This is a genomic window from Dysgonomonas reticulitermitis (genome assembly GCF_054601275.1).
Window position 1 is genome coordinate 15844 of the sequence record NZ_BAAHWU010000031.1, and the last position, 21048, is coordinate 36891.

At 43.0% G+C, this 21048-nt stretch carries 10 protein-coding genes; all 10 read left to right on the forward strand.

Going from position 1 to position 21048, the window contains the following annotated elements:
• Window positions 1-17 precede the first annotated feature (17 nt).
• The 10 genes from ACYPZI_RS11280 to ACYPZI_RS11325 all read left to right on the forward strand — a co-directional run bounded on the left by ACYPZI_RS11280 (window position 18) and on the right by ACYPZI_RS11325 (window position 20906).
• Entirely contained in the window at window positions 18-1796 is a 1779-nt protein-coding gene (locus ACYPZI_RS11280; protein WP_459601622.1) for a RagB/SusD family nutrient uptake outer membrane protein, read from the forward strand.
• A gap of 37 nt (window positions 1797-1833) precedes the next feature.
• Window positions 1834-4932, forward strand: coding sequence for a SusC/RagA family TonB-linked outer membrane protein (locus ACYPZI_RS11285; RefSeq protein ID WP_459601624.1), 3099 nt, complete (start codon window positions 1834-1836; stop codon window positions 4930-4932).
• 94 nt (window positions 4933-5026) lie between these two features.
• The gene (locus tag ACYPZI_RS11290; protein ID WP_459601626.1) at window positions 5027-7987 is read left to right on the forward strand and encodes a DUF5005 domain-containing protein; all 2961 of its coding nucleotides are present in this window, start codon (window positions 5027-5029) and stop codon (window positions 7985-7987) included.
• Between the two features lie 36 nt (window positions 7988-8023).
• Window positions 8024-8911, forward strand: a complete 888-nt coding sequence (locus tag ACYPZI_RS11295) for an outer membrane beta-barrel protein (protein WP_459601628.1) — start codon at window positions 8024-8026, stop codon at window positions 8909-8911.
• 73 nt (window positions 8912-8984) lie between these two features.
• Window positions 8985-11258: a GH92 family glycosyl hydrolase gene (locus ACYPZI_RS11300; protein ID WP_459601630.1), complete on the forward strand. Its 2274-nt coding sequence runs from the start codon at window positions 8985-8987 to the stop codon at window positions 11256-11258.
• Between the two features lie 53 nt (window positions 11259-11311).
• Window positions 11312-14029, forward strand: a complete 2718-nt coding sequence (locus tag ACYPZI_RS11305) for a family 78 glycoside hydrolase catalytic domain (protein ID WP_459601632.1) — start codon at window positions 11312-11314, stop codon at window positions 14027-14029.
• A gap of 8 nt (window positions 14030-14037) precedes the next feature.
• The gene (locus tag ACYPZI_RS11310) at window positions 14038-16194 is read left to right on the forward strand and encodes a GH92 family glycosyl hydrolase (protein ID WP_459601634.1); all 2157 of its coding nucleotides are present in this window, start codon (window positions 14038-14040) and stop codon (window positions 16192-16194) included.
• A 186-nt stretch (window positions 16195-16380) separates the two neighbouring features.
• The gene (locus tag ACYPZI_RS11315) at window positions 16381-17037 is read left to right on the forward strand and encodes a hypothetical protein (RefSeq protein WP_459601636.1); all 657 of its coding nucleotides are present in this window, start codon (window positions 16381-16383) and stop codon (window positions 17035-17037) included.
• A 14-nt stretch (window positions 17038-17051) separates the two neighbouring features.
• Window positions 17052-18191: a glycoside hydrolase family 130 protein gene (locus tag ACYPZI_RS11320; RefSeq protein ID WP_459601638.1), complete on the forward strand. Its 1140-nt coding sequence runs from the start codon at window positions 17052-17054 to the stop codon at window positions 18189-18191.
• A 63-nt stretch (window positions 18192-18254) separates the two neighbouring features.
• On the forward strand, window positions 18255-20906 hold the full coding sequence (locus ACYPZI_RS11325) for an alpha-L-rhamnosidase (protein WP_459601640.1): 2652 nt from the start codon (window positions 18255-18257) through the stop codon (window positions 20904-20906).
• Window positions 20907-21048: the final 142 nt, after the last annotated feature.

Below are 21048 nucleotides of genomic sequence, written 5' to 3' on the forward strand. Positions count from 1 at the left end.
TTCTAAAAATGAAAGTCATGAATATACAGATTAAAAGTAAATTATATATTGTACTGGCAGGTTTGTTACTCACTTTATGGTCTTGTCAGGACTACGAAGACGTTCCTGTGGAAAAGATTACAATTGAATATGTGTTTTCACCTACTGACTCGTTGGGAGTGAATGCAAAAAAGTATCTAAACAATGTTTACAGTGTTTTGCGGTACGGGCACAATTATATCGATGGAGATTATCTTGACGCGGCTTCTGACGACGCCATCACTTCATCTCTTTCGGAGAATCAGATTTACCAATTGCAAATAGGGCGTTATTCTCCATTCGTACGTCTCGGTGATATGGGATGGGCTGCGTATTACAGGGGTATCCGGAGGGCAAATACATTTATCAATAATATAGATGTTGTCCCTTTTATGCAGACATATAATAATCATGTAGGAACAAATATACCGTTAAACAGGGCGTTGAAAGCTGAAGCGCGTTTTCTGAAAGCCTTTTATTATTTCGAACTGATAAAACGTTATGGAGGCGTGCCTTTGGTGGGTGATGTACCATACGAATTGGGTGAGCCAATGGAACTTCCCCGAAATACCTTTGACGAATGCGTTGAATATATCGTGAGCGAACTTGACAATATCAAAGACAGTTTGCGTTCGGTACCTATTGCCAATGTTGGCTCAGAAGGTCATGTAGTAACGGCAGGAGCAGCGATGGCACTCAAAACAAGAGTGCTGCTGTACGCAGCCAGTCCGCTGTTTAACGAGTCTCCGATCGAAAATGGGAATGCGTATGTTGGTTATGAAAAATATGATGCTGCCCGCTGGTCGAGAGCCGCTCAGGCAGCCGAAGATTTTATTAATGACTGGGGTCCTGAGGGGCGCTATGGAGGCTATGGCTTAATGGATAATTTCAAAGAAGTGTTTCTGAATTATTATGGGTCGAATTCCAACGAAGTTATTTTCCATACACAGGGAGCTCTTGACAGAAAAGACGTAGAGACAAACAATGGTCCCGTAGGATTTTCCAGCAATGCCAAAGGTAATGGCGAGACCAGTCCGACCCAGAATCTGGTAGATGCTTTCCCGATGAAGGACGGTAAGCCGATAGGCCAAAGTGCGAAATACACTTATTCGGAGCAATCTATGTATGACAACCGGGATCCGCGGCTCGATTATACCATATTGCATAATGGATCGCAATGGCTGAGTACAACGGTGTACACTTATATTGGCGGGCGAAACAATCCGACTGGATCGACTGATGCTACCACGAAGACCAGTTATTACATGCGTAAGTTTATGGGTAACTATGAAGATAAAACTGAATATACGAGCATTCTCCGTAATTGGGTATTGTTTCGTTATGCTGAAATACTGCTCAACTATGCGGAAGCCAAAAACGAATACGACCTCGCTTCTTCGAAGGCGACAGCAGATGCCAAAGTTATCAGTTATATAAGGGAAATAAGGAAAAGAGGCGGTATTGAAGGTGATGACGGTACCTATGGCATAGCCGATAATACGACTTGTTTGGAAATGAGAACCCTTATCCGTAACGAAAGAAGAATCGAAATGGCATTTGAAGAACAGCGCTTCTATGATATACGCCGGTGGAAAATCGCTGAGGAGATTTTCAGTCAGCCACTCAAAGGATTAGCTTTGGTGATGAAGACCGGAAATATTCAAATAGAGCATATCGACGTTCTCGACGCGAAATTTGATCCGAAAAGGTATCTCTATCCGATTTCGTATGATGAAGTAAACAAAAACAATAACATGGTTCAAAATCCAGGCTGGTAACAGGCTATGTTTATCAATTCTTAATACATCAATGGATATGAAAAGACTGATTTTATTATTTATAAGCATACAACTCTTTACTTTTGCATTTGGCCAACAATTCCAATTAAAAGGTAATGTGTCGGCAACAGACGGGGAACATCTGGTCGGAGTGAGTGTTTTTGTTGATGGTACGACAAATGGCGCGATGACTGATGCCGATGGTAACTATAATCTGATGGTAAAACCAAAAGACCAAGTGTCGTTCTCTTTTGTCGGTTTCGTAAAGAAAACTGTTAAAATAACCGACCAAAAAAATCTGGATGTCGTTCTCGAAGAAGATCAGACTATTTTAGATGAGGTTGTGGTCGTTGGTTACGGTAAAGCGAAAAAGATAACACTGACCGGATCCGTGAGTGCCGTAACGGCTGATGAAATACGCACTGTGCCTACATCCAGCGTACAGAACGCTCTGTCGGGTAAATTACCGGGATTCTTTTCACAGCAGCGTTCGGGACAGCCGGGTAAAGATGCCTCCGATTTTTTTATCAGGGGTATCAGTTCCTTGAATGACGAAGGCAACAGCCCGTTGATTATTGTAGATGATGTACAATATTCGTATGATCAGCTACAACAGATCAATGTGAACGAGATAGAAAGCATTTCCATATTGAAAGACGCTTCTACCACAGCGATCTACGGTATTAAAGGCGCGAATGGTGTATTGGTTGTAAAAACCCGTCGTGGAGAAGAGGGACGCCCGCGTATCAACGTTCGTGCTGAAGGCGGTTTGACCATGCCTATTCGTAAGCCCAAATTCTTGAATGCTTATCAGGCAGCATCATTGACAAACGAAGCTTTCGAAAATGATGGACTGTCAAGCAGTAAGCCGTTTACTCCATCTGATCTCGAACATTACAGAACAGGAGACGATCCTTACGGTCATCCTAATGTTGACTGGTATAAAGAGATATTCAAAGATGTTGCTACCCAACAAAATGTAAACCTGGATATATCAGGTGGGTCAAAAAGGCTGAAATATTTTGTTACCGGCGGATTTTTTTCACAAAACGGATTAACACGTAATTTCAGGGATCCCAGCGAAGATGTGAATACTGATTATTTCTATCGCAGATTTAATTTCCGTACCAATCTCGATTTCGATGTTACCAATACGACAAAATTCCGTCTCGATATGTCGTCCCGGTTTATGAATATCAACGAACCGAATAGTCTGAATGCGGTGGGAGAAATCTACAATTTCAAGAGTATGACTCCTTTTTCGGCTCCGGTAATGAATCCGAACGGAACATATGCTTATCACAATTATTTCTTGTCCGACAGTAAAGATCCCACTTTGAATGCGCGTTTGGCAAACGAGGGCTATAACCGTACCAGACGGTTCGACTCGAATATCCTGTTCGATGTATCCCAGAATCTCGATTTTGTTACCAAAGGACTTTCGGCAATGGCACGTGTGGCATACTCCAGCATAGATGAAAACTACAGGGCTATGAGAAGAGAAAAAGATATGTATCCTACCTATCACTATAATAGTGTGAGCGATACGTATGTCATCAATCCTACAGCCAACTCGTACGCTTACGAAAATTACATACTGAATGCCGGAGTAAACAAAGCTATCAGGAATCTGAATACGCAGGTTTTCCTTAATTATGATCGCACTTTCAGCGAAGATCACAACATAAAAGCAATGTTTCTCTACAATCGCGAAAGCAGCACTACGGATAAGGATGGACTGACAAATGCGGAAGTCCCTGCAAAGTTTGAAGGGTATACAGGTCAGGTTAGTTATAATTACAAAAGCCGGTATATGATTGACCTGAATACCGCTTACAACGGAACAGACCGCTTTGGTTCGGATAATCGTTACGGCTTTTTTCCTGCTATCGCTTTGGGTTGGAATATTGGGGAAGAACCTTTTTTCCAGAAAAAATTCGGAGATAAGATAGAAATGCTGAAAATAAGAACTTCGTACGGATTGGTAGGATCAGACGTAACACCGGGCAATCGTTACCTTTACAAGCAGATATATGAAAAAGGTAACGGGTATTCTTTTGGCGAGACGCCTGTAGGCGTATCATCATATAAAGAAGGAACATTGGGCAATGAATACATTACCTGGGAAAAAGCCCGTAAATTCGACGTTGGTGTAGATGCCAGTATGTTCCGCAACAAATTATCGTTTACTGTAGACTATTTCTACGATTACCGTTACGACCAGCTGGTAGAAAGGAGCGACGTGTCTCTGCTTCTGGGTATAGGCTTACCTCGTACCAATGTGGGAGAAACTTCAAATCAAGGGTTTGATGGACAGATTTCATACAATGACAGATTTGGTCAATTTAATTTTAATACCAGTTTTGTATTTTCCTACGCGAAAAATAAAGTGATATATAAAGCCGAAGCTCAACAGAAACACTCATGGCTATCCGAAACAGGAAAGCCTATAGGTCAACCATTTGGCTATACATGGGTAGGGTATTATACGCCGGCTGATATAGAAGAAATCAATGAGGGCAATCCAAACAAGATTCCGGTACCGAACATTCCTGTGTCGGCAGGTGACTTGAAGTATGCGGATCTGAATGATGATGGTATTATTGATGATTTTGACAAAGGGGCTATCGGTAAACCCAATTTACCTACTACTACGGTAGGCTGGACTATCGGCGGGTCATATAAAGGATTCTCGTTAAGCCTATTATTCCAAGGGTCGTTCGATTACAGCTTTAGTGTGGTAGGAACAGGTATAGAATCGTTCAAGAGCCAATTCCAGCCAATCCATCTGAAACGTTGGACTCCCGAAAGATATGCCAACGGAGAAGATATTCAGTTTCCCCGTTTGACTACCAACCTTTCTACTATCAGTAGCAGCCAGGCATATATGTCTGATTTCTGGTTGGTGAATGCGTGGTATATCCGTCTGAAAACAATAGATTTCGGGTATGATTTACCAAAAAGCATATTGCCGAAAGGAATATATAGTACACGTTTCTATATGAATGCTTACAATCTATTTACTAAAACCAGCTATGATAAATATCAGCAGGATCCTGAGATAAAGACAAATTCTGCAGGTGATGCTTATATGAATCAACGTGTGATAAACTTTGGCGTTATGATGTCGTTCTAAAAAAATCATTGTAGCAGGGTTATCTACCGTATATATGAATGATAACCCTGTATACTATTACGATACACATTCATGACCTTTATTTATAATGCATATGAAAAGATTTTATGAATTTTTCAAAACTTCGCAGAGGTTATACATATTCGTCCTGTCATTATTCGTTATCAGCTTTATACTATATGGCTGTTTCAGATTGAGATCGCTGAACCATCCCACAACGGCGGAGACCAACAGTTATTTTGATGTGACCTTTGTCTGCGAACATACCAATCCGAACAAAACAGAAGGAAGAGGTTATTTCGGCGCGCTTTTGCCTGAAGGATGGAGAGCGCAGGATTATACCGAATATACCGTACATTTTCCTAATCCCGATGAAAATATATACGGGCGCCTCGCTTTCGACCAATATTATACGGATGCTTTAAATACCGCTTTTCCGGCTCCTGCGGGTTATTATTGGTGGGGCGGCCGTTCAATCGATATACTTGAACTTTTGCATAGCGACAATAATAAAAGCGATGATTTTACTTTTACATTCCGCATATTTACAGATAATCAGACCGGGAATTTTAGCCTTAGATACGTGGTGGGCACCGATGGCAACGATGAAAATCCGGCCGGAAACGGGAAGTATATCGATGAAACGCGGACAATCTCTATTACACAAGGTAGCGAATATCCGATGCAGAAGACTCCGAACTGGGTACTTTTGCCAAACAGAGGTGAAGATGCCAATGTACAGGTTTATTCCGATAAGGATTACGACGGATTCTTCACTCGCTGGCACGGATGGACAGGCGGCGATATTGGCCGGTCTGAGCCGCTGGGCGACGGGCGGAGTATTTGGGTATGGGGCGACTCCCATACAGGTACTGTACTTTCCGGCCGCACCAGAGTAGGAAATAAAGGAGATAACCAATTCGAACGCAACTTCGTCATGGTTCAGGACGGTGAGGATTTTAGCGCTTTCAGGCTATTGAATGACGGCTCGCCGGGTGGCAACCCTCCGGTAAAGGAAGTACTTATACCTACCGATGACAATGGAAACCCTTTGAACAAGAACAGTGTATGGTACTGGCCTGCGGGAAGTTCTGTTTACTATCGCAATGGCGTTCCTGAACTTCAGATGATTCTCAGCCGTGTGCAAAACGATGGCTCGGGAGGAATGTGGGGTATGGTGGGTGTGTCGGCTGACGTTGCCGTATTCTCCCTGCCCGATCTTAAGTTGAAGGAGATAAAAAAATATAAGCATATGACCCGGAGCCTTGCAAAAGGCGATAGCAAATTCGGGCTGGATTTCGGAGGATATGTATTCAAAGACGATGACGGAACTGTGTATATATACGGTTATGCCGATATTGAAGGTATCTGTACACGGTATGGCCTTGTAGCCCGTGTTACGAATGGAGACCTTACGGGGGACTGGGAATTTTATAATGCCAGGACAAAAGAATGGTCTACCGATACGTCATGGCAAAATGACCTTACCAATTGGGAAGGTGCTACTATAGTGCAAGACCCTGTGTTTGTATTTAAAGATGCCGGGAAATATTATGGGATTGCCCAGCCGGGAAAGTGCTTTAGCGATGAAATCGTACTTTATGAGGCCGAGACTCCTTATGGGCCATTCACAAACAGGAAAATAATAGCGAAATTACCGGCCGAAATAAGCACGGAGAACTCATTTTTCTGTTCATTATTGGCCGTTCATCCGCAGCATTCCAAAAACGGGGAAATATTCTTTTCCGTTTCTAAAAACTTTCAGGACGACAAGCCGTGGTATGCAACCGGAAATGCCGACACATACCTGCCATACTTCTTCCGGGTGAAAGACTGGCGTGACAAATTAAGCATTGCGAATCAGGATGCTACCGACAATAAGGGCATTCTTACCGCCCAATACGAAAGCGATATGGAAAATGCGACAGATAATGATGCTGCGACTATCTATTCGGTCAATGCAGGAAAAGCCTGGATTGAATACGAATCTCCGTCTCCGGTTAATTTAAGGCGCTATACAATCACTTCTGCGCCGGATTCTCCCGACAAAGACGACAAAGACCCTCTGCATTGGAAGCTATTGGGTTCGAATGACGGAACATCATGGACTGTACTCGACGAGCGTTATTATGCCGAGTTTGAGCACCGCTCCCAAACCGTGAATTATAATGTGCCTGTCGATGGCAATTATACTCATTTCCGCCTCGATGTTCTGGCATCGAAGGGAGGAACAGGATTACAAATAGCCGAATGGCAGCTTTTAGGTAAATTCGAATATGAGTATGGTACTGTCGCCGAATTGGAAAGCGTGACCGTAGATGGTAACCCTGTGGCTGTACAAGATGTTATGACTATAGATCTGCCGGCTTCAAGCGGAAGCGGTTTTACAGTTAATTTAGCAACCGTCGACAAAGGAACAATAGATGGTAAGGCAAGTAAATATACATTTTCTGCCGAACTGGACAGGCCTGATATCAAAAAATATAACATAAAAGTCATATCGGAAGACGGAAAAGCCCAAAAGGACTATACGTTAATTTTCAACAAGCGTTTTGCCTTTGACGACCTTATTAAAGTGAAATGGAACAATACTCTTATGTTGTATCTTAACAAATTGAAAGATTACGATATAACGGGTTACCAGTGGTACCTCGACGGAAGCCCGGTTGCAGGCGCCACGGGAACCAGCTATGTAGCTGGTTCAAAGAAGAACGACCTGTTGAGCCAGACATCAGCTTATCACATTGTATTGAAAACCCCTGACGGAGATTTACGTTCCGAAGCAGAACGGATAACGCTGAAGAGTACGGGTATAATCACTCATCCGAATCCTGTAAAATCAGGCGAAGAAGTGACTGTAGATGCGGATGTTGATGAAGATTTACTCCGGAATGCAACGATTGAAGTCTACAACATTTATGGTAACAAACTCAGTGCTGTTAAAGCTCAGGGACGTTCAACCAAGGTAAGTATGCCGTTTACATCCGGTATATATATGGTTCGGTTCAAGGCAAAAAATGATTTTGAAAAAACGCTGAAGGTTGTTGTTAAATAGGAATGTCTTAGTTAAACGTATATTAATTAAATGATTATGAGAAAAACAATAATAAAAGGCCTTACAGCCGTTTTCATTTTATTTACTTCGGCTACTGTTCTTTCGGCTCAGGGAAACAAGTCTGAGGTTTCGGTATTTGTAGCGGGAGGGTTGTCTACGCTGGATTATGAAGCGGCTTTTGGCAACCATAAGAATGGTGCCGGAGGTAACCTTGGGATAGGCTATACCTATTTCATTTCCGAAAATTTCGGATTGAATACAGGGGCTGAGTTCTCCCTATATCAGGCTGAGTTGACTCAAGATAAGTTTAATAATGTGTCCCGGTCTCTGGTTGACGCATCGGATGGAGAATTATATGATTTTTATTCTTCGGTGAAGAGTTATAAGGAAAAACAAAATGTGACATACATGAATATCCCGCTAATGGTGCAGTTCCAATCAGGGGAAAAGAACAAGCTGTATGCGCAGGCAGGAGTTAAATTGGGCATTCCCGTGAAAGGGAAATATAAATCTTCGGCCTCAGAAATGGTAAATAAAGGATTCTTTCATGATACTGAAAACTGGGGTGAAACTCAGGAATTTATGGGCTTCGGAACGTTTACAGATTATTCGAATAATGAAGATATCAGACTTAGAGTTGTTTGCTTTTTCAGCGCCGATTTCGGAATGAAGTGGGCTTTGGCGGATAAGCTGTTTCTATATACGGGCGCATATCTCGATTACGGATTGAATGATATCGTGAAAGACAGCCGCAATCAGAACTTTACCAAGTTCGGGGATACAACCGAAGGATTGGTTCCATTGAATAACAGTGTTCTTAATTCATCAATCGGCTATGGAAGCAATACACTTACCCAAACGTTGAGTGATAGGGTGATACCTGTCAGTATCGGGCTAAAAGTCAGATTGGCTTTAGGGTTATAAATTATAATTATCCGCAAAGTCCGGATATAAGAATGTTTAATATTCGGACCTTGCGGATTCAATAATCATATATATGAAAAAAATTAACTTTATATTCTGGGTTCTTTTATTATCCGCTACAACCGCCAATGCGCAGTTAAAAGATCTTGTGCAATATGTAAATACGCTTCAGGGAACCGATTCCAATTTCGGGCTTAGTTACGGTAATACATATCCTACAACGGCTATGCCTTTCGGGATGCATACATGGGCAGCTCAGACAAACAGGAACGGAGAAGGGTTCAAATATATGTATGCCGATAATAAAATCCGGGGATTCCAGCAGGCTCATCAATGTAGTCCGTGGGTGAGTGACTATGCTGTTTATTCCTTGATGCCGATGGTTGGCGAATTGATTGTTAATCAGGATAAAAGAGCTGCGAAGTTCAGCCACGATAACGAAATCGGCAAACCGCATTATTATAAAGTTACATTCGACAATGGTATTACTACCGAGATGGCGCCTACCACACGCGGAGCACATCTCCGGTTTTCGTTTCCTGCAAGCGGCGATGCCTGGTTGGTACTCGACGGTTATACCAATATGAGCGAGGTGAATATAGACCCGCAAAAAAAGCAAATCACAGGCTGGGTAAATAACCAGCGTTTTGTAAATCATGCGGAGAATTTCCGTAATTACTTTGTTGTTCAGTTTGATATGCCATTCGAGGCTTACGGTACATGGGAAAACCAAAAGGACGAAACATTTCCTGGCGAAACCTCACGTGAAGGAAAAGGCGCAGGCGCATATATCAGGTTCAAAAAGGGAGCAAAAGTACAGGCAAAGGCCGCGTCATCCTATATAAGTCCTGAACAGGCTTTATTAACCTTGCAAAGGGAATTGGGAACCGATAAGAATTTGGAACAGACAAAAGCGCGCGGAGCGGAAACCTGGAACAAATTGCTGAACAGAGTCATTGTTGAAGGTGGAACAGATGAACAGATCAGGACATTTTATTCCTGTCTTTTCCGTGCGAATCTTTTTTCGCGCAAATTCTATGAACGTAACACGAATAATGAACCTTATTACTACAGTCCTTATGATGGCAAGATATATAACGGTTATATGTTTACCGATAACGGATTCTGGGATACATTCCGCACGCAGTTTCCGCTAACCAATATCCTTCATCCTACTATGCAGGGACAATACATGAATGCCTTACTCGATGCGCAGGATCAGTGTGGCTGGCTGCCATCGTGGTCGCAACCCGGAGAAACAGGTGGTATGATAGGGAATCATGCAATCTCGCTTCTTGCCGATGCCTGGGCTAAAGGTATCCGTACATTCGACCCCGAAAGAGCATTGAAGGCATACGCGCACGAAGCCATGAATAAAGGCCCGTGGGGGGGAGCCAACGGCCGTATCTTCTGGAAAGAATATTTCCAATTGGGTTATGTTCCTTACCCCGAATCAGGTGGTTCCACAGCTCAAACACTGGAATATGCTTATGACGACTGGTGCGGTTATGAACTTGCCAGAATGACAGGGAAGCAATTTTATATGGATGTTTTTGAAAGGCAGATGTATAATTATCGCAATGTATTTGACTCTTCTACCGGATTTATGAGGGGAAAAGGCAACGATGGTAAATGGCAGGAACCTTTCGATCCGTTTGTTTGGGGAGGCCCGTATTGCGAAGGTAACGCATGGCATTATACATGGTCGGTATTCCACGATGTGCAGGGACTGATCGACCTGTTTGGAGGTCCGGATAAGATGACGGTAAAGATGGATTCGGTCTTCACTGTTCCCGGTATCATCAAACCGGGTACTTATGGTGGTGTAATCCACGAGATGAAAGAAATGGAACGTGCCGGTATGGGGCAATACGCGCAGGGTAACCAGCCTATACAACACATGATATATATGTATTCTTATGCGGGACAGCCTTGGAAAACCCAATATTGGGCGCGTCAGATTATGGACAGGCTGTATAATTCCACAGAAAAAGGTTTTCCCGGCGATGAAGACCAGGGCGGTATGTCATCATGGTATATACTGAGCGCACTCGGCATTTATGCTGTTTGTCCGGGTACGGATGAATATGTGCTGGGCAGTCCCTTGTTTAAGAAAGCGACCATCACGATGGAAGACGGGAAGAAATTCATAATAGAAGCCGACAATAACAGTAAAGAGAATATGTATGTGCAGTCTGTTACTCTTAATGGTGTTCCGGTAAATAGAAACTATATTACTTATAAGGATATAGTGAATGGCGGAACTATCAAATATGAAATGGGTAACCAACCGAATACGGACAGAGGTACGGCAAAAGATGCTGCGCCATTCTCCTTGTCTAAGTAATTATTAAGAAATGAATAATCTTCAAAAAACGAAACTTATCAATCCGCTTATACATGATAAATCTTTCTAAAAATATCTTTATCCTATTCTTCCTGATCTCTCTTTGGGCGTGCGGGAATGATGTACAGATTGTAAACTTATCGTGCGACTATGCGGAAAATCCTCCGGCTGTCGACAATAACCATCCACTGCTTAGTTGGCAGCTTCAATCCGGCGAAAGGGGCAAAAACCAGTCTGCATACAGGGTTATTGTATCAGGGAACTTGTCTCTGTTAAAAGATGGCATAGGCGATTTGTGGGATACAGGTAAAACTGTTTCGTCCGAATCTGTCATAAAATATCAGGGGAAGCAATTAGATTCCCGAAGTCAGGTTTATTGGAAAGTAATCGTTTGGGATGAAAATGATAAATCGTCAAATTGGAGCGAAGCAGCTACATGGACAATGGGTCTTCTGAACCCTTCCGACTGGCAGGCAAAGTGGATAGGACAAAGGAAAGATCAGTTTCCCGATTCGGCAGTTGTCTTTCCCGCACCCTATTTCCGGAAAGAATTTGATGTAGTAAAAAACGTAAAAAAGGCGACGGCATATATCTGCGGGCTTGGATTTTACGAAATGTATATCAATGGAAACAGAGTAGGAGATCAGGTATTGGCTCCCGCAGTTACCAATTATGATAAACGCCCGCTGAAGAATCTTTTATATCATTACGATGATCAATCCGGCCAGCGCGTGTTCTATAATACATTCGATATAACAAAAATGCTCGAACCGGATAATAATGCGGTAGGGATAATCCTTGGAAATGGCTGGTACAACCAACGCGACCGTACAATAGAAGGTAATATGTGGTATGATGTCCCAAAAATGATTTTGCAAATAGAGATAGAATATAGTGATGGAACAAAAGAAGTTGTTTTATCGGACAATTCGTGGAAAACAGCCACAGGGCCTTTGCTGCATGACGCGATATTTACAGGTGAGGTATATGACGCGCGCCTTGATTTAGGGGCGTGGAATACTTCCGGTTATGATGATAGTAAATGGGCCAAAGCGTTGGAAGTACGCCCTCCGGCAGGAAATCTGAGAGTACAGGTTGTACCTTTCAATAAAGTGATGGCTACAGTGAACACGGCATTTGAAAAAAATAGCGGCTCTCTTTATACTTTCTCTTTACCCGAAACAGTTTCGGGGTGGTGTTCCCTGAATGTAAAAGGCAATAACGGGGATACGGTGAAACTCCGTTTTGTCAGCGAAGAAGGCCTTGATTACGGGCAAATAGACACTTATATCCTGAAAGGAGGCGGAACCGAAACATACGAGCCGAGATTTACATGGCATACGTTCCGGAAAATAGAAGTTATAACCAATGGAATTCCAATCACAGAAAACAGCATAACAGTCAAGTCAGTCTATACCGATGTAGATATAACGGGTACTTTCGAATGTTCCAATGAACTTTTTAATAGAATGCACAAAGCCTGGTTACGTACAATGCGTGCTAATTTCAAGGGGATTGTCAGCAGTGATCCCCATCGTGAAAGGCTTGCCTATACCGGCGACGCGCAGGTTATAGCCGGCAGTTTGCTTTACACATTCGATATGAAGCGTTTCTTTCGTAAGATGTTTGACGATATGGCAGATGCCCGGAATAGAAATACAGGATATGTTCCCCATACCGCGCCATTTGGCGGAGGTGGAGGCGGGCCTGCGTGGGGGTCGGCGTATGTCATTATACCCTGGGCTTATTATCAGCATTATGGCGATACAACTGTATTGGCGAAACATTATCAAGGCATGAGGCAATGGGTAGGGTATCTGGCTACAAGAACAGATGACAGGGGATTAGTAGTCAGGGAGGAGCCGAATGGATGGTGTCTTGGAGAGTGGAGTACGCTTTACAATAGAGTCGAAATACCGGCAGAACTGGTAAATACGGCATATTATTACCATGTAACTTATTTGGTGGCTAAAGTTGCTAAAATTTTGAATAAAAAGGAAGAGAAGGAACTGTTGTCTCTAGCCGCGACTATCAAAGACAATTTTAATAAAGCATTTTACAACCCGCAGACGAATCATTATTGGGAAGGAAGGCAAGGGGCTGATGTTATACCTTTAGCATTCGGCCTTGTGCCGGATGAAAATAAGGAAAAAGTATTCGCTGCTTTTCTCTCTCATTTGGAAAGTATTGATTATCATTTTGATACAGGTATAATGGCTACGCCTCTCACACTGAAAGTACTGACAGAGAACGGGAGAGTTGACATTGCCTATAAATTAATGAATCAAAGGGACTTTCCGGGATATGGTTATCTGATGGACGATAAGAACAGTACGCTGTGGGAAGTTTGGGATGGAGGTGGAAACGACCCCAATGGAAGCGGCCATTGCCATCCTATGTTCGGTAGTGTCATAGCCTGGTTCTATAATTCGCTTTCAGGAATCAAGCCGGATGAATCAAGTCCGGGAATGAGGCATTTTTATATAGAACCGCGATTTATCCCCGATTTGACGTTTTGCAAGGCATCATACAATACATTGTATGGAAACATAAGTTCAGGATGGGAAACGGATAAGGATGGAAATTTCAATCTTACTATAGATGTACCCGCAAATACAACTGCAACTGTGATTTTCCCCGAATGGAATGATGTTTCTATCACAGAATCGGGCAACCCGCTAAAAGAGGTCAAAGATATTACTATTGAGGAAGGCAATCCGGTTCAGATAAAGGTATTGTCCGGATCGTATAATTTCGTGATAAGCAAATAATAAAAAATATGAGAGAAAAATTATTGATTTACCTGTTCTTTGTCTTAGCGTCTTTTATGTTTATCAAAGGGCAAGCTCAGGAATCAGGTTACGTAAGCAAGGTAAACACTCTTATCGGAACAAAAGGGGTGGGTCTGACATCCGGATATATGTATCCCGGAGCAACGTATCCTTTCGGGATGATACAGTTTACGCCATCCTACTTTTCCAAACAGTCGGGTTTTGTTATCAATCAGCTAAGCGGCGGCGGTTGCGAACACATGGGGAATTTTCCCACTTTTCCGGTAAAAGGAAAATTAAGCATGTCTCCGGACGATATTATCAGCTACCGGATAAACCTGTCGGAGGAAAAAGGCCATGCCGGCTATTATCAGACAATGGTGCAGGAAGATATTAAAGCCGAACTTACTGTTACGGAACGTACAGGAATGGCGCGCTACGAATATCCCCCAAATGAGAGTTTGGGTACTGTCATCATCGGGGCAGGTATAGCTGCTACAAATACTGAGAATGCCACAGTGGTAATAACCGGACCTAATACCTGTGAAGGATATGCTGAGGGAGGTAATTTCTGTGGAACCCCCACACCGTATAAGGTATATTTTGTTGCCGAATTTGATACAAAAGCAGTAGAAACAGGTACATGGAAAGACGATAAGATAAAGGAAAAATCAGCTTTTGCCGAAGGAAAGAATTCCGGTGTGTATTTTACCTTCGATGTTAGCAAAAATAAAACAATACAATATAAATTAGGCGTTTCGTATGTGTCTGTTGAAAATGCAAGGGAAAACCTGAAAGCTGAAAATACGGCATGGAATTTTGACGCTGTCAAAAAACAGGCGGAAACCAGATGGAGTGAATATCTGGGCAGAATAGAAGTAGAGGGAACAAATACTGACCGTATAACCCAGTTCTATACGCATCTGTACAGGGTGCTTATACACCCGAATGTATGCAGCGATGTGAATGGGGAATATATGGGCGCGGACTTTAAGGTACATAAGACCAAATCGAAACATTATACATCTTTCAGCAACTGGGACACTTACCGTACTCAGATACAGCTTCTTTCCATACTTGACCCAGATATAGCTTCCGATGTGGTGATTTCTCACCAACTGTTTGCCGAAGAAACAGGCGGGCAGGGCTTTCCGCGTTGGGTAATGGCAAATATAGAAACCGGGATTATGCAGGGAGACCCTACCCCGATACTTATTTCAAACGCGTGGGCGTTCGGCGCCAGAAACTACAATCCGAAACCTATACTCAGTATTATGCGGCATGGGGCGGAAACACCGGGTTCTATGTCTCAAAAGGTGGAAGTACGCCCGGGGCTTAAACAGTATCTGGAGAAAGGTTATTATAACGCGTCCGAGCAACTGGAATATACTTCCGCCGATTTTGCGATAGCGAGATTCTCTTTATATGCCTGTGGTGATGAATTTACCGGCTGGCGTTACTTCCATTTTGCCCGTTCGTGGAAAAACCTGTATAATCCGGAAACAGGATGGTTGCAATCGCGAAAGGCGGATGGCTCATGGAAATCTTTAGATGCCGATTTCCGTGAATCTACATACAAAAATTATTTCTGGATGGTTCCTTACGATTTGGGTGGGTTAATTGAAATTATGGGTGGTAAAGCTAAGGCGGAAGCACGCCTCGACGATCTGTTCAGAAGGTTGGATGCCGGTTACAATGATGACTGGTTTGCCTCCGGTAACGAACCGAGTTTTCATATCCCATGGATATACAACTGGGTGGGACGCCCCGACAAAGCTCAAGAAGTGATAAACCGTATTCTGAACGAGCAATATTTCAATAAGATAGACGGCCTTCCCGGAAATGATGATCTGGGAACGATGGGCGCCTGGTATGTTTTTGCGTGTATGGGTTTGTACCCTGAGATTCCGGGAGTCGGCGGTTTTTCTGTCAACACGCCTGTCTTCACTTCAATAAAGGTACGTCTTAAAAATGGTGACCTGATAATAAAAGGTGGTTCGGAAAAAGATATATACATCCGGTATTTAAAGATTGATGGTAAGCCATATAATAGTACCTGGATTGACTGGAATGATATTTCAAACGGGGCGACTCTGGAATACAGTACATCCGCTAAGCCGGATTTGCAGTGGGGTACTAAAATCACTCCCCCATCATTTCCATAACTGTCACTTTATTTTTATAAATTTATCTATATGTATATTGATAACGAATGTGTTATATAATAGAAAGGTAACAATGTAGGAATAGCCTGGAAAGTGTCACTTTTGTTACTTTTTAACAAAATATTATTTGATTATGAGTGAGATAAATGTTTTGGCTAGTGTTACTTTTTAATTATTATATAAGCAATGAAAAAAAGGCTTTTTATTCTACTTGTATTTTTACCTTTTTTAGGATTATCGGCACAGCAGGTATTTCATAGCTTCCTGTTTAATACATTCCTTGACGGAAAAGTTATTTATGTGAACGGAGGAGAGAGAACGGCGAAACTTAATTATGATAAGGTGAGCGAAAGAGCGCTTTTTATGTTGTCGGACGCTGATTCTACCATACTCGAACTGGCCAATACATCTGAAATTGCGGAACTCAATATTGCCAACCGTACATTCGAACACATAAAAAGCGGTCTGTTTTATGAAAAAACAGAGGCTGGACAAGGGTCTTTGTATGTCAGGTGGAAATCGACTATAGTTTCGAAAGGGAAAGCTGGCGGATATGGTACGAGTTCGGCTACCGGAGCTATTGACAATGTTAATCAGACCATGTCAAGAGGAGGGTTATATAACTTAAAGCCAAGCGAAGAGTTTGCGTTGAATTCTCACAATGCCTATTATCTGAAAATAGATGGAAAATTCAGGCGGTTCAGCTCATTTAAAGCTTTGTCGAAGCTATTTAAAAACAGAGAGAAAGAAATAGAGGCTTACGTAAAAATGGAAAAACCGGATTTTGACAATCCGGAAGATATAAAAAAAATAGTTGAATACTGTTACAAGATAAAACTGTAAAAAAATATAAGATTATGAAAGAACGTTTTCTGAGCATACTACTATTCGTCCTGTTGTTTACTGCCTGCGATACTAAAAAGCAGGCAAACGGGCAGACGGAGTTTCCCGATTGGGCATGGGCTGATTTCCAAAGGCCGGAAGGTATTAACCCGATTATTTCACCGGATACTACAACCCTTTTTTATTGCCCGTTGACAAAAGATTCTGTCGGCTGGGAATCGAATGATACCTTTAATCCTGCGGCTACAGTCTATGATGGTAAGGTAGTAGTCCTTTACCGTGCAGAAGATAAATCGGGGGAGGGGATAGGCGGACGTACATCCCGGTTGGGATATGCATGGTCGGAAGACGGATTGCATTTTCAGCGGAAACCTGTTCCCGCATTTTATCCGGATAATGACAGCCAAAAGGAACTTGAATGGCCCGGAGGCTGTGAAGATCCCCGTATAGCGATGACGGAAGATGGCCTGTATGTGATGCTGTACACGCAATGGAACAGGAAGCAGGCGCGTTTGGCGGTAGCTACTACACGGGATTTACAGAAATGGGATAAATACGGGCCTGCATTTGCAAAAGCTTACGGTGGACGTTTCAAAGATGATTTTTCCAAATCGGCTTCGATTGTAACTAAAATGATAGATGGCAAGCAGGTGATTGCTAAAATAGATGGAAAATACTGGATGTACTGGGGTGAGAAATTCGTAAATGTGGCAACCTCGGAAGACTTGGTCAATTGGACTCCGATGTTAGCAGAAAACGGAGACTTTCTGAAAGTGATAGTACCCCGTCCGGGCAAGTTCGACAGTTCTCTCACCGAGTGCGGCCCTCCTGCGATAATGACGGATAAAGGCATCCTTCTATTGTATAATGGTAAAAATGCAGGTGGCATAGAAGGCGATACCCTATATACAGCTAATTCGTATTGCGCGGGACAAGCGCTGTTTGACCTGAAAGACCCGGCTAAACTGATAGGACAGCTTGACAAGCCTTTTTATGTTCCTGAAGCAGATTTCGAAAAAAGCGGCCAATATCCTGCCGGTACTGTATTTATCGAAGGATTAGTGTTTTATGGCGAAAAATGGTATCTTTATTATGGATGCGCCGATTCGCGCGTAGCAGTAGCTGTGTATGACCCATCGGAAGAAAAGAAATAATGTCCATAGAAAATTACTTATTCTCTGAATTTCGCAAAATATATTTACTAAACAATCATAATCATGCAGAAACATTTTTATTCAGTCGGTTTCATTATTCTACTTTTGTCCATGCTGATAAACCGGGATATAAACGCGCAAGTTATAACAGATATGAGATGCGAAAACCTGATAAGGCCGAACGCGATAGACAATACTGCTCCCCACTTCAGTTGGAAAACAGAGTATAACAAAACACCTGTCCCACAGAAATTCTATGAAATACAGGTAAGCTCCGACAGCCTGGCTTTATGCAACGGTATGGCTGATTTATGGAACTCCGGGAAGGTTAAGTCATCCTCGTCCGTTATGGTACCTTACGGGGGAAAAGCGTTATCGGCACGTTCGTTATACTATTGGAGAGTCCGGGTATCGAACGATAAGAATAAAGTATCGGATTGGAGCTCCATATCTCGATTCGGAACAGGAATTTTCGGTGATGAGGTAATGCAGGGTAGTTATATAGGCTTATCGACTGAAGCCGGCGATATAAAAAGCCCATTGCTGAGGAAGAAATTTACGGTAGATAAGAAGGGTATAGCATTTTTGCATGTTAATTCGCTGGGTTATCACGAAGCATATATCAATGGTAGGAAAGTTAATGGAGATGTGTTGTCGCCGGCTGTTTCACATTTGTCCAAAAGGTCGCTGATCGTAACTTACGACGTGACGCCATACCTCAAGCCGGGAGAAAACGAACTGGTACTGTGGCTTGGCATAGGTTGGTATAAGAAGACTGTTTTGAATACCGTGTATGACGGGCCATTGGTAAAAGCCCAGTTGGATTTATTGCAAGGTAAGGAATGGTCTACATTATTAACGACAGATGCATCGTGGAGAGGCAGGAAAAGCGGATATACCGACACCGGTACATGGCAGGCATTACGTTTTGGCGGCGAGCAGGTAGAACGAAACCTTGTCCTCCCGGATTTGGCTACGGAGGCGCTCGACCTTATGAAGTGGTATCCGGTAACCGAAGTGGATATCCCTGCGCACGTGGCTTCACCTGAAATGACGGAGCCGAACAGGATACAGGAAATGTTTAGCCCCAAAGATATTAAACAATTGGGCGATAGTTTATGGCTTGTCGATATGGGAAAAAATCTGACCGGCTGGTTCGAGATCCGGTTGCCCAATCTGCCTGCGGGACATAAAGTATCATTTGAATATACCGACTATATAAAAGACGGAAATTTTGAAGACCAAGCTCAGAAAGATGTCTATATAGCTGCGGGAAAAGGAGAGGAAATGTTTTGCAATAAGTTTAACCATCATGCTTTCCGGTACGTGAGAATATCCAATCTGAAAGAGAAACCCGACGCAAAAAGTATGAAGGCATACCTCGTACACAGCGATTACCGCGCCACATCGTCTTTCGTATGCTCCGATCCTGACCTGAACGCTATTCATGATATGATTCAGTATACAATGCGATGCTTGACGTTCGGAGGATATATGGTAGACTGTCCGCACCTTGAACGCGCCGGATATGGGGGCGATGGAAATTCATCGACCGAATCCCTTCAGATTATGTACAATGTGTCCCCTTTGTTTACAAATTGGTTGCAGGCCTGGGGTGACGTCATGCGCGAAGGGGGAAGCCTTCCGCATGTCGCGCCTAACACAGGCGGTGGCGGCGGGCCTTACTGGTGTGGATTTATTGTAATGGCTCCGTGGCGGACGTATGTAAACTACGGTGATTCGCGATTGATAGAAAAATACTATGACAAGATGAAACAATGGTTGGGCTATGTTGAACAATACAGGGTAAACGGATTGCTCAAACGTTGGCCTGATACTCCGTACCGCGACTGGTATCTGGGCGATTGGCTGGCACCGGCAGGAGTAGATTCCGGGAACGAAGCCTCTATAAATCTGGTTAACAACTGTTTTGTAAGCGAATGTTTCGCTACGATGGAAAAAATAGCGGATATACTCGGAAAACCGGATGAATCAAAGGCGTTTGCCAAACAGAGGGATGATCTGAATAAGCTCATTCACCGGACTTTTTACAATGACGAAACAGGTATTTATGCCACCGGATCACAACTTGATATGTCATATCCCATGCTGGTGGGCGCGACGCCTCCAGCCTTATATGAAAAGGTAAAAGAGCGGTTGTTCACTCGAACAAAAGAAAACTATAACGATCATATTGCCTGCGGGCTGGTAGGGGTTCCTATCCTGACTAAATGGGCGATAGAAAACAAGGCGGCGGACTTTGTCTATTCCATGCTGAAGAAACGCGATTATCCCGGATACCTGTATATGATAGATAACGGAGCCACTACTACGTGGGAATACTGGAGCGGAGAACGAAGCAGGATTCATAATTGCTACAACGGCATAGGCTCATGGTTTTACAGGGCGGTGGGCGGTATCCGCACAGATGAAAAGAAGGCAGGATACCAACATGTAATTATAGAACCTCAGATACCGGACGGTGTTACATGGGCAAAGACATCTATAGAATCTCCTTATGGACAAATATCCGTCGATTGGTCTTTGGTTTCGGGGAAGTTGAATATGAAAGTGTCGTTGCCGGCCGGTTGTGAAGGTACGATCATCCTTCCGGCTAACGCGCGCGGCTGTAAAGTAAATGGGCGCACCTTAAACGAACTGAAACCTGTTGAGACCGGATGCGGAATACATGATCTGGTAGTATCTTTACAGTAGGGCCTTAGCGCTATGTAGTCAATCCTTAAAAAGTCATTTTAAGTTCAAGTATAAAAAAGTCTGCCTGTATTTTGCAAAAGAAACAGGCCATTTTTTGTTTGTATTTGTTGATCATTCTCTTGAAGTTGAATCCCGCCGCCGC

Bases quoted from the DNA above. Each gene is read 5' to 3' on its own strand.
- ACYPZI_RS11315 (WP_459601636.1), top strand. From the start codon at position 16,381: ATGAAAAAAAGGCTTTTTATTCTACTTGTATTTTTACCTTTTTTAGGA.
- ACYPZI_RS11310 (WP_459601634.1), top strand. From the start codon at position 14,038: ATGAGAGAAAAATTATTGATTTACCTGTTCTTTGTCTTAGCGTCTTTT.
- ACYPZI_RS11325 (WP_459601640.1), top strand. From the start codon at position 18,255: ATGCAGAAACATTTTTATTCAGTCGGTTTCATTATTCTACTTTTGTCC.
- ACYPZI_RS11300 (WP_459601630.1), top strand. From the start codon at position 8,985: ATGAAAAAAATTAACTTTATATTCTGGGTTCTTTTATTATCCGCTACA.
- ACYPZI_RS11280 (WP_459601622.1), top strand. From the start codon at position 18: ATGAATATACAGATTAAAAGTAAATTATATATTGTACTGGCAGGTTTG.
- ACYPZI_RS11285 (WP_459601624.1), top strand. From the start codon at position 1,834: ATGAAAAGACTGATTTTATTATTTATAAGCATACAACTCTTTACTTTT.
- ACYPZI_RS11320 (WP_459601638.1), top strand. From the start codon at position 17,052: ATGAAAGAACGTTTTCTGAGCATACTACTATTCGTCCTGTTGTTTACT.
- ACYPZI_RS11290 (WP_459601626.1), top strand. From the start codon at position 5,027: ATGAAAAGATTTTATGAATTTTTCAAAACTTCGCAGAGGTTATACATA.
- ACYPZI_RS11295 (WP_459601628.1), top strand. From the start codon at position 8,024: ATGAGAAAAACAATAATAAAAGGCCTTACAGCCGTTTTCATTTTATTT.
- ACYPZI_RS11305 (WP_459601632.1), top strand. From the start codon at position 11,312: ATGATAAATCTTTCTAAAAATATCTTTATCCTATTCTTCCTGATCTCT.